Annotated in this window: 10 protein-coding genes; 2 read left to right on the plus strand and 8 right to left on the minus strand. The window is 49.7% G+C overall.

Features of this window, described 5'->3' with window-relative positions:
- Window positions 1-54: 54 nt before the first annotated feature.
- The 5 genes from ACMXI2_RS15435 to ACMXI2_RS15455 are packed head-to-tail and all read right to left on the minus strand — an operon-like array spanning window position 55 to window position 7,511.
- Complete coding sequence (locus tag ACMXI2_RS15435; RefSeq protein ID WP_483776993.1) at window positions 55-2,523, minus strand: glycosyl hydrolase family 95 catalytic domain-containing protein; 2,469 nt, start codon at window positions 2,521-2,523, stop codon at window positions 55-57.
- A gap of 11 nt (window positions 2,524-2,534) precedes the next feature.
- A complete protein-coding gene (locus tag ACMXI2_RS15440) occupies window positions 2,535-4,157 on the minus strand; it encodes a sodium:solute symporter (protein WP_483776994.1) in 1,623 nt (540 codons plus the stop codon).
- Window positions 4,154-5,395, minus strand: coding sequence for an enolase C-terminal domain-like protein (locus tag ACMXI2_RS15445; protein ID WP_483776995.1), 1,242 nt, complete (start codon window positions 5,393-5,395; stop codon window positions 4,154-4,156). Before ACMXI2_RS15445 ends, ACMXI2_RS15440 begins: the two co-directional genes overlap by 4 nt.
- 9 nt (window positions 5,396-5,404) lie before the next feature.
- Complete coding sequence (locus ACMXI2_RS15450) at window positions 5,405-6,730, minus strand: alpha-L-fucosidase (RefSeq protein WP_483776996.1); 1,326 nt, start codon at window positions 6,728-6,730, stop codon at window positions 5,405-5,407.
- A 13-nt stretch (window positions 6,731-6,743) separates the two neighbouring features.
- A complete protein-coding gene (locus tag ACMXI2_RS15455; RefSeq protein ID WP_483776997.1) occupies window positions 6,744-7,511 on the minus strand; it encodes an SDR family NAD(P)-dependent oxidoreductase in 768 nt (255 codons plus the stop codon).
- A gap of 125 nt (window positions 7,512-7,636) precedes the next feature.
- On the opposite strand from ACMXI2_RS15455, the gene ACMXI2_RS15460 reads away from it, so the two are divergent.
- Entirely contained in the window at window positions 7,637-8,515 is an 879-nt protein-coding gene (locus tag ACMXI2_RS15460) for an AraC family transcriptional regulator (RefSeq protein ID WP_483776998.1), read from the plus strand.
- Here ACMXI2_RS15460 and ACMXI2_RS15465 read toward each other — a convergent pair.
- The 3 genes from ACMXI2_RS15465 to ACMXI2_RS15475 all read right to left on the minus strand — a co-directional run bounded on the left by ACMXI2_RS15465 (window position 8,512) and on the right by ACMXI2_RS15475 (window position 13,249).
- On the minus strand, window positions 8,512-9,666 hold the full coding sequence (locus ACMXI2_RS15465) for an SGNH/GDSL hydrolase family protein (protein ID WP_483776999.1): 1,155 nt from the start codon (window positions 9,664-9,666) through the stop codon (window positions 8,512-8,514). The two genes, ACMXI2_RS15460 and ACMXI2_RS15465, sit on opposite strands and share 4 nt — an antisense overlap.
- Window positions 9,663-11,999: a glycoside hydrolase family 95 protein gene (locus ACMXI2_RS15470; RefSeq protein ID WP_483777000.1), complete on the minus strand. Its 2,337-nt coding sequence runs from the start codon at window positions 11,997-11,999 to the stop codon at window positions 9,663-9,665. Before ACMXI2_RS15470 ends, ACMXI2_RS15465 begins: the two co-directional genes overlap by 4 nt.
- Before the next feature lie 194 nt (window positions 12,000-12,193).
- Window positions 12,194-13,249: a serine hydrolase domain-containing protein gene (locus ACMXI2_RS15475; protein WP_483777001.1), complete on the minus strand. Its 1,056-nt coding sequence runs from the start codon at window positions 13,247-13,249 to the stop codon at window positions 12,194-12,196.
- Window positions 13,250-13,330: 81 nt separating this feature from the next.
- On the opposite strand from ACMXI2_RS15475, the gene ACMXI2_RS15480 reads away from it, so the two are divergent.
- Window positions 13,331-13,975 carry an HAD family hydrolase gene (locus ACMXI2_RS15480; RefSeq protein WP_483777002.1) on the plus strand — a complete coding sequence of 215 codons (645 nt, stop codon included), beginning with the start codon at window positions 13,331-13,333 and terminating at the stop codon, window positions 13,973-13,975.
- Window positions 13,976-14,060: the final 85 nt, after the last annotated feature.

Consider the following 14,060-nt stretch of genomic DNA (forward strand, 5'->3'; position numbering starts at 1 on the left):
GAGTGTAAACAGGTGTTAAAGAAGCAATTATTCAGCAGATGTCTAAATAAAATATTAAGGATTCAACGTAATCATCTCCCCGGGAACAGTATTTAACTCCAGTTCCGTTTTCGTGACCGGATGTGTTCCCGAGGCATTCGTATAACTTCCTTTACCACCCCACGGTACAACCACTTTCAGCCGCTGACCTTTTTCGCTCAGGATCTTTACGCTGGTTACACGCCCCTGCTGTTGCCTGGCGCTCACGAGGAATGCGCCGGCCGCCCGGAGATTCTCAAATGCGGCATCCTTATTCTTCGGCCAGTTGGGAAATAAACGGATGGTGCCGTTATATCCCTGCATCAGGCACTCGTTGATTACTGCCGGCAACGCAAAGTTCTCAAACCAGATGCCCATGTGCGCCATGTAATCAAACGCGGTCTGATCGCTATAGCGGCCGCCGGTTTGCATTACCATATCCGTAGCCGTACCATTGGGCAGCAAACAATAGCGCACCTGCCGGCTGAAACGATCGAGGTCTAACCGCCCCATACGGGCCGCCTGCAGGTTTTGCATCACCAGGTCGTTCCCTCCTTCATTTTGCTGATGGCGGAAAGTGTTGTTTAAGATTGCTGCAGTATCACCGGTGGTATGTAATCCGTGTTCTTCACCGGGAAATACGGTTACCAGCGGGTTGGGAAGGTTGTACACCACCTGGTCATGCTCCTCCGGCACAGATACCAGTACCTTTCCATACGCTTTCGACATAGCTGTAGCATAAGCCGGATAGTGTGCAAGGATATCTTTAATATCCGCCAGCAACGTTTGTTCGTTACCGGTAGTACCCATTACTTTTGTAGCTTGTTCAAAGGCATGGAAGATATATTTTGTAAGGGTAAGATCCACGGTACAGTCGTAGTTGTATTTAAACCCGGTTCTCAGCGCGTACAGCTCCGGAGGCACGGTAGGAAAAATATGATACCGGTCGTCTTTCCATCTTTCCCCCCCGTGGGCATCGGGTCTTTTCATATAAGCCACCAGGAACTGCACCGCGGCACGGATAGGCTCATAAGCCCTGTTGCGCAGAAAAGCAGTATCGCCGGTATATAGATAGTGCCACCATAACCCTTGTACTGCCCAGGGCGTTTCACTCACTTCCCAGCCCCAGTGTGGCACGGGATAAGGATTCATGGTCATCTCCACCGGGTAGGCAGAATGCGGGAAATATGCGCCGGGAAGATGATAATATTCCTGCGCCCATTTGCGGCTCACCGGCATCAGCGCTTCTATCAGTTGTACATAGGGCAGATTTTTTTCTGTATGATTACTGGAGAAGGTAACCCAGAATGGTTGCTGGGTGTTGTAGTTCATATGATAATCGCCATGCCAGGCGGTACCAATATTATTATAACTCCAGTTGGCAAATAACCCCGGGCAGGTAACGCCTTCCTTCGCTGCGCAATTCAGAAAATAAAGATTACGGTACCAGGTTTGCTCCAGGAAATCATCTCCCAGCTGTACGGCCGATTTACGCCAGTAGTCGGACCATACCCGGCGGCTTTGAGCGGCCGCAAGCTGATACTGCTCTGCAGAAGGTGGCGATAGCGGTGGTACCTCATTATTTACGTTGCTGTTTAATCCTTCCTGTAACGTAACTACGCCGAGAAAGCCGGAACCGTCTCCCATAGCTGCTTCCAGCAACCCCATCTCTTCACGGTCACCACTCCAGTTGATACGCGCCGGCTTCGATAAAGCGCTATTCACCTGTACGGTTAAACGAAGGGCCTTATCTTTCGGATGACCTGTGGTCGCATTGTATTTATCCGGCTCCTGTGAGGGCATGATCTGCCGGAAAGAAAGGATGCCTGCGGCCAGGTCCTCCACTTTACTGCACGTTGGAAATTCATGCGGAGTGGAAGGATCTGCTACCAGTTTTACCCGGTTAAAAATATTGGTCGCCGCTTTACCGGCAGCGCCGGTGAGCTGCATATACAATTCATCGCGCTGCATATTGGTAAACAGCTCCAGCCACACTGTGCTCCTGTCTTCCAGTAAAAATTTCACCGTACAAACCCCGCGCGAAATATCAAGGGTATGACCTATCAGTTCCGCTTTGCGACGGTCAAATCCCAGCACCAATGATCCGCATGGAAACGGCCGCGGATAAGATTTCCGGTAGTTCTCTGCCGCCATTTCACTATATTGCTGGTACCACTTATCTGTTGCGAGGTCGGGGATATCTTTCACCCGGTTAAACACGTAATTAAAATCACGGATGGAGTCGCGGTGATTTTCGGCGATACGGATATCCCACACATTATTATGTCCGAAATAAAGTACCACTGCATCCGGGCGTGTGGTTACCACTACGCCCATTCCGCCGTTACCCAGCAGCGCGCCTTCAAAAAAACCGGGCGCCGGCTTGTCGTAAACCAGCATATGTTTTGCAGCGGTCTTTTCCGCTGAAAGGGATGTCCACTTTGTTTGTGCAGCAACGGTTTGAAAAATAGCTGCTGCAATAACTACGCAATATAATTTCTTCATAACAGGAATTATTATCGGAAAAACCAGTACAGCGCCGCCATCATCAACAATAACACAGCAGACAATACTTTATAATTAGCCAGTCCCGGCCACCCTTTTACCCGCAATGGCGCTAAAGGGCTTTCCCAGTAAAGACGGCTGCTTTCGGCGGTATGCTGCACCGGGAATACAAATGACAACACCACCTGCAATGAAACACAAACCACAAACAGGTAGAAAGCCACCATCAGCGGCGGGATGTTAACCGGGTAAAGTTTTCCGGTAAGATATACGCCCGCACCCAGCGCAGATCCTATCCACAAAGTATATTGCGCCGAAAGGGAAGATGCCTTTTTCCAGAACACACCTAACAGGAACACGCAGGTGATGGGCGGCGCAATATGTGATATTACGTCGTTAATGCCGTTAAAAAGACTCTCATACCTGTTCAGTAATGGTAATAGCCCAATGGATAAAACAAGCGCTAAACCGGCTGCAATACGGCCTGTTTTCACCAGTTGCCGGTCTGTTGCCTGCGGGCGGTTCCGCTTATACAGATCATAGCTCACCAGTGTAGCAATAGAATTCAGCGCACCGGAGATCTGGCTCATCAGGCCCGACAGCAATGCTGCTACCAGCACACCCACCAGCCCGGTAGGCACCAGCCGCGTAATCATTACGGAATAGATGCCTTTTGTATGCAGCTGCCCATCGGCCTGCCGCAACACTTCCAGGTCCAGGTGTCCCTGTTTAAATAACACATACGCCAGTAATCCCGGGAGAATGAATATAAAAACAGGCAACACTTTTATAAAACCACAGAACAGGGCGCCGGTACGTGCATGGTTCTCGTCTTTCGCACCCAGTACCCGCTGTACAATAGTTTGATCCGCACACCAATACCAGATGCCTATAACGGGATAGCCGAGGAACACCGCATACCAGGGCAAGCCATTCGGATCGCCCGCCGGATGCAACATCGACAGCTTATCCATTTGATGCCCCTCCTGCAGCACCTGCACCACCGGCTGCCAGCCGCCCACCTTCCACCACGACAATGCCGTGATGATCACCGCGCCGGCCAGCAACACCACCGTTTGCACGGACTCTGTTACCACCACGGCCCGGAGCCCGCCTACAATAGTGTATGCGCCCGTTACCAACGCAATGAGGATAATACTGGTAAACATGTTTATGCCAAACAACGTTTCCAGCACTATGCCACCCGCCAGGAAAGAAAACGCAATATGGATCACAATTGCCGATACTACGGAAACAATCGCCAGCCAGTCGCGGCACGCCCTGTTGTAACGCCGCTCCAGGAAATCCGGCAGCGTGGCCACCCCTGAACGGATGTAAAACGGGATAAAGAACAGCGCCAGCAATATCAATGTAAAGGCGGCCATCCATTCAAAGTTACCTGCCAGCAAGCCGGTATCAAAGCCACTCTGGGCAAGACTTACCAGGTGCAAACACGAAATGTTAGTGGCAAACAATGCCATGCCTATCATGGGCCAGCGCAACGATTTACCGGCCAGGAAATATTCTCCTGCCGCTGAATCATTCTTCTTACCGGATAATCCCGCCCAGAAACCCAGCCCCACAATAAAGGCCACATAGCAAATGCTGATGATAATATCGGTAGTAGCTATCATCCGGGGAAAGTATTAAGCGACAGCAGATCACAACTGCTGCCCGGTGTTTCAGGCGTCTTGTAAAAGCCGTCTGTAATAAGTGCAGGATGAACGAAGTGCTTACGCAGGTGCGGTATATGCTCCAGGAATAAAGCTTCATGTCCCATACCAATATGATTGAACAACACAAGATGCTGATGCAGCTGTCCCATATCGCCTACGTGCGGTACCACCGGCACGCCAAACTTTTTACATAACAGGCTTACCGTAATAAACTCGCTTACACCTCCTACCCTTACCGCATCTACCTGTATAAACCCGGCGCTGCCTGTTTGCAGGTAATTCTTAAAGATCACTTTATTGGGCACATGTTCTCCTAAGGCCAGTTTCACGGGGTTTAGCGCATCCGCCAGTGTTTTATGCGCAAGGATATCGTCCGGGTGCGTGGGCTCTTCTATCCAGTAAGGATTAATAGCTGCAAGTCTTTTACCGATAGCAATTGCCTGCGGCAGATTCCATTGCTGATTGGCATCTACCATTACTCTGATCTGATCGCCAACTGTATTTCTTACAATATGCGCTCTTCGTATATCCGTGTCCGGGTCCCTGGCCCCTACCTTTAATTTCAGTGCGCGAAAGCCGTTATCCAATGCGCGTTTACAATTAACTTCCAGCTGGTCATCGGAATAATTAAACCAGCCGGCGGAAGTATCGTAGGCCGGGTAACCCGTGCGCAGCACGCCTTCACGCGAAGTCCTGGAGGTCTGCATATCTGTTAACATACGGATTGCTTCTTCACGGGGCAGTACTTCTTCCAGGTACGAGAGATCCAGTGTATTCACTACCTGTTCCGGTGTGAGGTCCAGCAGCAATTTCCACAAGGGCGCCTGCTGTTGTTTGGCCCACAGGTCGTAGCAGGCATTGGTTACGGCCGCGAGGGCCAGGTGCACCACTCCTTTGTGAGGGCCCAGCCAGCGGAACTGCTGCTCATCCGAACGTTGTTTAAACCAATCGCCGAAGGAAGCCATCACTTCTGTAAGTTCTTTTCCTACCAGCTTTTCGCCATAGAACCGCGCTGCAGCGCATACCAGTTCATTGCCTGCTCCCAGGGTGAAAGCCAGGCCGGTACCGCAATTACCTTTGTCGTCGTACAAACAGGCTACCGTGTATGAATATACGGGGTTCTGATGTATGGCATCACTACCGGCGCCATCTGTTAAAGGGAACCGGGCATCTTTTACAACTATCTTACTGATCATTTTATGTTATCATTTTATAGGAGCAACACTAAGCGCCGGCTTATCCGTTTCCAATACCACTACGGTGTCATTGGCATCGGGCAATACAGCGGGCAATGTTATCGTGAACCGATCGGCGGCTGTAGTCAGCTTCACTGCAGCGCCTTTCAGGAGATATGCTTTATTAACTTTTACGCCTGGCATCGCAGGCAGTTCAATGATTGGCTGCGCCGGATCAAAAACATGCACGTATACCTTGTTACCACTCCGCGTAGCGGCATACTTGCTGTTGGGATTGTAAGGACCGCCATGCGTGTTATAAATAGCAACGCCGTATTTATGAAGCCAGTCGCCCATCTCTTTTAAACGGGCTGCCTGTGCAGGTTCTATAGCTCCATCGGAGCGGGGACCTACATTGAATAACAGGTTACCGTTACCACCGGCTACTTTTGCCAGTGTTTGAATACAGGTTTGCAGTGACTTCATTTTATCATCCGGCTTCCAAGCCCACTGTTCGCAGATGGTCATGCAGGTTTCCCAGGGCGTGTTCATGTCCAGGTCGCCGATGCGTTGTTCCGGTGTATCAAAATCGCCCAGGAAGGTAGACGTGCCCGAAGCGCCGGTGCCGGAAAACGCTTTACCAAGACGGTTATTAATGATAAGATCTTTCTTCAGCGTTTTAAGATAAGTGTACACGTCCACCGCCATCTCTGGTGTCCACGGCTTTTCCCAGGGGCCGTCAAACCACAGCATATAAGGATCGTAGCGGGTTACCAGTTCTTTCAGCTGGTTCTTCATATACACCACATACTGGTCCATGCGTGCATTTTTTCGTATACCCTTTGCCGTTGTATCATCCGGATTGTCAACAGGGTATTCCGGATGATGCCAGTCGAGCACCGAGTAGTAGATACAGAACTTAATATGATACTTCTTACATGCCTTTGCCAGCAGGCCCACCACATCTTTCTTAAAGGGAGTGGCAGTAATATTATAATCAGTATAGGCAGATGGCCATAAACAAAATCCGTCATGATGTTTGGCAGTGATGGTCAGGTATTTCATACCGGCATCACTGGCTGTTTTCACCCATTCCTCCGCATTAAATTTCACGGGATTAAACTGACGGTACAGGGTGTCATAATCTGCAGCCGGCACCTTGCTGTGGCGCGACCATCCTATTTCCGTACCTCTCAGGGAAACAGGCCCCCAATGGATAAACAGGCCAAATCGCAGGTCCATAAACTGGTCCATCACTTTTTTACTGGTCAGTATTTTTGGATCCAGTTGTGCATTGGTCTGGGCTTTGCCCTGGAGTGTCAGCAACAACAAACAGAAAGTAGCTAATTTTTTCATTGTTCACTTCATTTTATAAGGTATGCTTATATCCAAGTTCGGCCCCGCCACTTACGGGCATAATACAGCCGGTGATAAAGCGCGCCTGTTCAGATAACAGGAACGCACATACGTCGGCAATCTCATCTGCCTCCGGGCAATATCCCAACGCGTGGATACCATTGAGATATTGGGCTATACGTGCGGGTTCCGGCTGTTCGTTGCTCCACCGGCGCAACATGGGCGTCCATACGCCTGCCGGGGCCACTGCGTTTACCCGGATGCCATCGGCGGCATAGTCGAGCGCCATTGCTTTGGTGAGTGCATTTACTGCTCCTTTACTGCCTGCATAGGCCGCATGGTTTTCCTGGCCTATGTCCCCTACCATACTGCTGGTGTTGAGGATGCAGCCGCGGGAAGCTTTCAGCGCAGCAATGCCATAGCGCGTGGTATAATAGATGCCACGCACATTTACATTCATCACCAGTTCCCACTCTTCTCCGGTGGTATCATGTAAAGGTTTCGAAGGACTGGCAACGCCTGCATTATTATGAATGGCGTTGAGCCGGCCGTAGGTTTGCAGCACCGTGTCAATGCACTGTTGTATAGCCGTGCCGCTGTTAAGATCTGCTGTGAGGAAAATATGCGGCGTGCCCATCAGCTCCTGCAAACGTTGCAATGCCGCAGCGTCTTTATCAATCACCGCCACGGTAGCGCCCTGTTTTGCATAAACCTGTGCACAGGCTTCACCAATGCCGGATGCGCCGCCGGTAATCAGCACTATTTTATCTTGCAGTATCATCGTTTTTCATTTTCCGTGGATAATTCAAAAGTAAGCCGGGATAAGGTAGGGCATCCCGGTGAAATTGACTTAAATCAACACTATTTTGACTTATTTACTGAATTTACCTATTTTAGGCGGATAATATGAAGCCTCTTTTTGCCATACCGGGCGATAAAGCCCTCGAACAAAGTGTATACCTGGTCAAGGAAATTACACAGCCGTACTTTTCCACGGAGTTCCACTTCCATCACGAATGCCAGCTGGTATACGTAGTGGAAAGCGCCGGGCGACGTATCATTGGCGATAACATCAGCTATTTTGAAAGCGGGGAACTGATATTTGTGGGCTCCGGCACCCCGCATGTATGGCACAATGAGCAAAAGTATTTTGAAGGGAAAGACAAGCTCCAGGCAAAGTCCCTGGCGTTGTATATTTCGCCGGATCTCCTGGTAGAACATCTTGGCCCCTTTACCAATACCAGCGCCCTTAAAACCTGGCTCAAAAAGGCGCAGCGGGGCATCCAGTTTCATGGCAAAGCCAAAACTGAGATACTCGCATTAATGCAGCAAATGCTGGAACAGCACGACCTGCTGCAAACCATCTCCTTTATGACCCTGTTACAAAAAATGATGGCCACCAAAGAATATAAACTCCTCGCCGGCACTAACTATGTAAACCTGTATAACGATAAAGATCAGTCGAGGATGGATGATATCTTCAAGTATATTTTCCGCCATTTTAAGAGAGATATCCCATTGTCGGAAATAGCAGCTGTGGCAGGCATCAACGTACACTCCTTCTGCCGCTTCTTCAAAAGCAGAACACAGCAATCATTTACTCATTTTGTAAATGAATTAAGAATCGGTTACGCCTGCAGGCTACTGCAGGAAAAGGAAATGTCGATGGCAGAACTGTCGAATAAGTGCGGGTACAGGAATACCACGCACTTTAACCGCTTCTTCAAAAAAATTAAAGGGAAAACCCCGAGAGACTACAAGAGAGACGTTATCTCGCTGGATTAATTTACCAGGAAATATACCACCCGGCAAACAGATCCATCACCGACCTTTTGCAGGCTGAGCATATGTTTGCCTGGCTTCAGATCATCGCCCAATATGAGATACCACGGCAGGTACAGGCTTTTACTCCACTGCGTGCGCAGGTCTTTTTGCTGCATAGCCCCGCCATCAATACGATAGCTGATTACGCCTGCATCCGGACCGGAAACAATGCCAATACCAATAGTACGCCCGGTGAATGGATACTTAACACTGGCACGCGCCGTGTCTGATACCAGCATAGGCACTTTTACAAATCCTTCGCGGGTACCAACCTTATCAGCGGGCTCCCATGATTCAATGATGGAGAAACCACTTTTATTAACTGCTTCATGTATATCGCCATAGGCGCCGTTTTCATAGTTGAGCGGATCTGCCGCGCGGGGCAGTTTCACTGATGATAAATGTTTGGGCGCCGCTGCGCTAAAATCCTCTTCCAGTAATCGTTTGATCGCATTAAAATATAACTGCTGCCCAAAAGGAGAAGGATGCAGATCTTTGAAATCGTCTTTCCAGGTAAACTCACGGGCATCTATGCGGGTAGTAATTTCTTTGGCGAGATTGATAAACGGCAGATGGTATTTCCTGGCAAGATCTTCATGCACCTGTACCTCTACCGGCACTTTACCGGCATGATAATCGGCCATCTTGTCCTCATCCACAAAAGCCATCAGCACAATATTCACCTGTGGATTGGCTTTCAGTGCATGACGGATAATCCCTTCCATAGCCCTGCGTTGCGTTACTTCATTGGTACCGTTCACCCGGTCGTTTACGGCGGCTTCCAGGAATAGCAGGTCGGTTTTCCCTTTGCCTGATACATCCTGTTCGAACCGGAACGCATGTGGCAGGCTGCCAAGCGAGGGAATCCCGGCATTGATAAAACGGAAGTCCGTAGCCGGGTACGCAGCGGTGAGATAGTCGCACACCTTACCGCGCCAGCCTTCCATATTGGTGATAGAGCCACCCATGAAAGTGATGGTAGCCTTTCTATCCGTTTTGATATGATACCTTGCATTATCGAGACGGCCATAACGGGTGATAAATTGCTCCTGCGCCAGCGCACTAACGGTAACGGATATACTCAATAATAACCCTGCTAATTTCCTGATCATATTTTCGTTGGTTGTATCTCTTTTATTACCCCGTTGATTCTTACTTTTACTTTATGCGTAGCGGCGCCGCGTATTTTATAATTGGTAACGAGACCATTTTTCCAGGTCATGTCTACGGTATAGTTGCCTCGTGCCTTCAGTCCCTTTACCGTACCGGATGCCTTCCAGGCATCGGGCAGTGCCGGCAATAAATCGATAAAGCCTGCATGACTTTGCAGCAGCATTTCCGCCAGTCCGGCTGCGCCGCCGAAGTTGCCGTCTATCTGGAACGGAGGCCCCGCAGAAAACAGGTTTGGATAAATGCCTCCACCGGCGCCGTAGTTGATGTCTGTATTGTAAGTGGGCTTGATCAATCCGGCAAACAATTTAAACGCGCGGTTGCCATCGTGCAGTCGTGCCCAGAATAACAGCTTATAAGCAATAGACCAGCTGGGGCCATCATCCCCTCTCACTTCCAGCGTTTGTTTGCAGGCTTCGGCCAGTTCCGGCGTGGCTTCCGGTGTAATCAGCGAGGCCGGGTACAATCCGTATAAATGTGAAATATGGCGGTGCGTGGGTTCTGTCTCTTTGTATTCTTCCAGCCACTCCATCAGTCGTCCGTCTTTACCTATCCTGCCTGCGGGCGGCAGCTGTTTTAGTTTCTCTGACAGCGTAGTAGTGAATGCAGCATCCTTACCGAGTATTTGGGCAGCGGTGATCACATTCATAAACAGCTCGCGGATGATCTGGTTATCAATGGTAGGTCCGTTGCAGATGCTAGCAGTTTGACCATTGGGCAGATAAAAAGAATTTTCCGGAGAAGAAGAAGGAGAAGTAACGAGCCATCCGGTTTTATCATCCTTTACCAGGATGCTGCTGTAAAATTCAGCAGAGCCTTTTAACACCGGGTATATATCTTCCAGGTACTTTTTATCATTGGTAAAAGCATAATGCTCCCAAAGGTTGTTACACAACCATCCGGACCCTGATTTGGTAACGCCCCACGATGCGCTTTCCCCTGGCTCTGTAAAGCCCCATATATTGGTAATCACATGCGCTACCCATCCTTCTGCATTATAATAAGCTTTGGCGGTTCTTTCACCGGGCTTCACCAGTCCGTGTACCAACTCCGCCAGTGGCAGGTTAAGTTCCGGCAGGTTGCTCACTTCCACCGGCCAGTGGTTCATCTGCACGTTTACGTCGAGGTGGTAATCGCCATTCCAGGGCGTCTGGATCTGGTTAGCCCACAGCCCTTGTAAATTAGGCGGCAGCAAACCCACGCGGGTGCTGCTGATGCTCAGGTAACGGCCATATTGATAAAACAATACGGGCAATCCATTGTCGGCCGCAGGCGCCTTGTGAAAATTGATGAGCCGCTGATCAGTAGGCGCCTGGTCCGCACTGGCGCCGCCCAGCTCCATACTAACGCGGTTGAATAAACGCTGATAGGCGGCTATATGCTGTTGCTTCTGCTGCGCATAACCTTTACGCATGGCTGCAGCGAGCAGTTGTTTCGTTTGTTCCCGGTAACCGGGGTTCCTGAAATCGGTAGCGGTGGATACATACAGGATTACTTCCGTGGCATCTTTAATAACCAGTGTATCCTTGTCCGTTAGCAGCTGACCACCTTTCAGTTTTGCCTGTACCCTGGTCAGGTATTTCATACCAGGATTGGCAGTGCCGCTTTTCAATTCACCGGACATTTGCAGTTCCTGTCCTTCAGTGCGGATGGCGGCCCTTTCCGGGCGACTGATACCAACCCGCATATTAAGCTGGCCGCCTTTGCCGGCCGTTAAACGGATCACGCCCACATCGCCGTTAAAGTCTGTAAAGTATTCGCGCGTATAGGCGACCCCGTTAATGGTATAGGCAGTAGTGGCCACCGCTTCATTCAACGACAAGGCCCTTTCATAACGGGCAGGGCTATCCGCTTTGGGATAGCTGAACTGCAACGATAATTCGCCCAGCATCTGGAAACATCCGAAAGGAACATCCCCGGAACCTTTGCCGGTACATACAAATGATTTATCCATCAGCGCCTGGGCCTCATTATTCTTTCCTTCGGTCAGCAGCTGCCGGATAGCGGGCAGTTGTTTGTAGGCATCGTAATTATTGGCGTCTTGTGGTGCGCCGGACCAAAGCGTGATATCATTTAAAACTATCTTCTCCCGGGTAATTCCGCCATCCGGCATCATGCCCAGGCGGCCATTCCCAAGTGGCACAGTTTCCTCCCAAACCTTTGCCGGCTTGTTATACCAAAGCCGTAATGGTTGCTGCTGTGCTGCAGCTGTACCGGCCATCAACAGGATGCCGGCTATTGCAATATGCCTGAAAGAAAAAGGTTGCTGATCCATGTTTTACGGATAACGTTTTTGATGTAACAGGCAGGTACGCCTGTTATGTATTAATAATCTCCGACTGTGGCAGACCATAGGTATATGACCTCTTCCGTGGAATTTGTATGCCGTCAAAATTAACGGCAACGGCGCAACAACTCTCCCTGAAAATTGACTAAAACAGACACTATATTGACTTAATAAGGCATTTATTATTTATTCCTCACCAACGCCCGGATCTTTAAACAGGTAGGTATGGTAGCAAGATAACCGTTGCTGGCAATAAAAGTGAAGATGAAACCCGTGCGCTTTTTATCGCGGTTTACCCACGGATGGCTGCCAAAGGCGCCTGGGCTGCTGTTTTCAATCAGCGCGCCACCGGGAGCGGTAACATCTCTCCAGTTGCCTGTGCCGTAGAAATCTTTTGTATTGAGCAGTGCAGCGGGGTAAGGGGAATAAGTGACGGTAACATGGGCCGTCTGGCTTTCCTCCATCACTGCTACCGCGGCTTCGCTGAGCACACGGATGCCATTGGCGGCTACGCCTTTGTTCATAATCATGTCGAGGAAGCGGATATAATCGTCCGGTGTACTCCGCGCACCGCCGCCAATCTGCGGATTGGCCGTGAGTCCGAAATCGGTGCTGGTCATGCCACAGGGCGTAAATATTTTATCCGCGGCCAGGGCGCTCCAGCTTTTACCGGAGGCCACTTCACAAATGCGGCCGGCAACCTGCATACTTACGCCGCCATAATAAAAGGTGGTGCCGGGCCGGTTTAACAGCGCCACATTCCGGGCAATACCATCTGCCGCCTGTGTGAGCGTGATCAGTACATTGGACTCATATCCCTGGGAAGAATTTCCGGGGAAACCGGATGTATGGGAGAAGAGTTGGGCGATAGTGATATCTCCCTTATGATAAGTAGTAAAAACGGGCAGATATTTTCCAACACTATCGGTGAGCTTTATTTTTCCTTCATCTACCAGGCTCATGACCACTGCCGCCGATAACCATTTTGAACAGGAGGCAATGAGCTGGCGCGTGCTGCCGGTATAGCCGCCAAATCCTTTGGCATATACGGTTTTGCCATTTTCATGAATCACTGCATAACATTTGCCATCAAAAGCAACAGGTACAGAATCGTTCAGCACCTGGTCCACATCACTATAACCGGTGGCGATAATGGTTTGGGATTCACTTTTACTGCATCCAGCGAATAGAAAAATAGCGATAATAGCGGACAGGGAGTTCCGGAAGAAATCATTCATGTGACAGTTGTATTCAGTTGTAAGCTAAGAAATAATGTAAACTTATTCAACGTCCTCTTTTTAAATTATATTGCAGGCGTTATGAAATACGCCAATATTTTATTTGACCTCGACGGTACACTTACAGATCCTAAAACCGGTATTACCAAATCTGTTCAGTATGCGTTGGCAAAAGCGGGTATTGCCGAGCCGGACCTTCAAAAGCTGCTTCCGTTTATTGGTCCGCCCCTGCAGCAGTCGTTCATCGAATATTATGGCTTTACAGAATCGCAGGCATGGGAAGCGGTGGGCGCTTACCGGGAGTACTTCAAAGTGACTGGTATTTATGAAAACGAGCAGTATGCGGGCATTCCGGAATTACTCACGGCGCTGCGGTCACAGGGCCGACGGTTGTTTGTTGCCACCTCCAAGCCAAAAGTATTTGCCGATATCGTGATCCGGCACTTTCACCTGGAGCCTTATTTTACAGCGGTATATGGCAGTGAACTGGATGGCACACGGGCCGACAAGGCGGAACTGATCCGCTATGTGATGTCCGAACAACAATTGAGCGCCGGCGACACCGTTATGGTGGGCGATCGTAAGCACGACATTATAGGCGCACAAAAAAACCAGCTGCCGGCCATTGCAGTTGGCTACGGTTACGGCAGTACGCAGGAACTACAGGATGCCTCTCCCGATTATATCTTTAATACGGTGAACGAATTACACGCAGGATTTCCCTGACCAGTTACCCTAATACGGCTCCGGGTGAAAAAAAATCAGCCCTAATTTGTTTATTAGCCCTTTATTAATGCACTGATTAGTGCCT

The organism is Chitinophaga sp. G7 BAM 1005, from assembly GCF_057126945.1.

Coding starts and splice junctions, on each gene's coding strand:
- ACMXI2_RS15435 (WP_483776993.1), bottom strand. CDS start 2,523: ATGAAGAAATTATATTGCGTAGTTATTGCAGCAGCTATTTTTCAAACC.
- ACMXI2_RS15440 (WP_483776994.1), bottom strand. CDS start 4,157: ATGATAGCTACTACCGATATTATCATCAGCATTTGCTATGTGGCCTTT.
- ACMXI2_RS15445 (WP_483776995.1), bottom strand. CDS start 5,395: ATGATCAGTAAGATAGTTGTAAAAGATGCCCGGTTCCCTTTAACAGAT.
- ACMXI2_RS15450 (WP_483776996.1), bottom strand. CDS start 6,730: ATGAAAAAATTAGCTACTTTCTGTTTGTTGTTGCTGACACTCCAGGGC.
- ACMXI2_RS15455 (WP_483776997.1), bottom strand. CDS start 7,511: ATGATACTGCAAGATAAAATAGTGCTGATTACCGGCGGCGCATCCGGC.
- ACMXI2_RS15460 (WP_483776998.1), top strand. CDS start 7,637: ATGAAGCCTCTTTTTGCCATACCGGGCGATAAAGCCCTCGAACAAAGT.
- ACMXI2_RS15465 (WP_483776999.1), bottom strand. CDS start 9,666: ATGATCAGGAAATTAGCAGGGTTATTATTGAGTATATCCGTTACCGTT.
- ACMXI2_RS15470 (WP_483777000.1), bottom strand. CDS start 11,999: ATGGATCAGCAACCTTTTTCTTTCAGGCATATTGCAATAGCCGGCATC.
- ACMXI2_RS15475 (WP_483777001.1), bottom strand. CDS start 13,249: ATGAATGATTTCTTCCGGAACTCCCTGTCCGCTATTATCGCTATTTTT.
- ACMXI2_RS15480 (WP_483777002.1), top strand. CDS start 13,331: ATGAAATACGCCAATATTTTATTTGACCTCGACGGTACACTTACAGAT.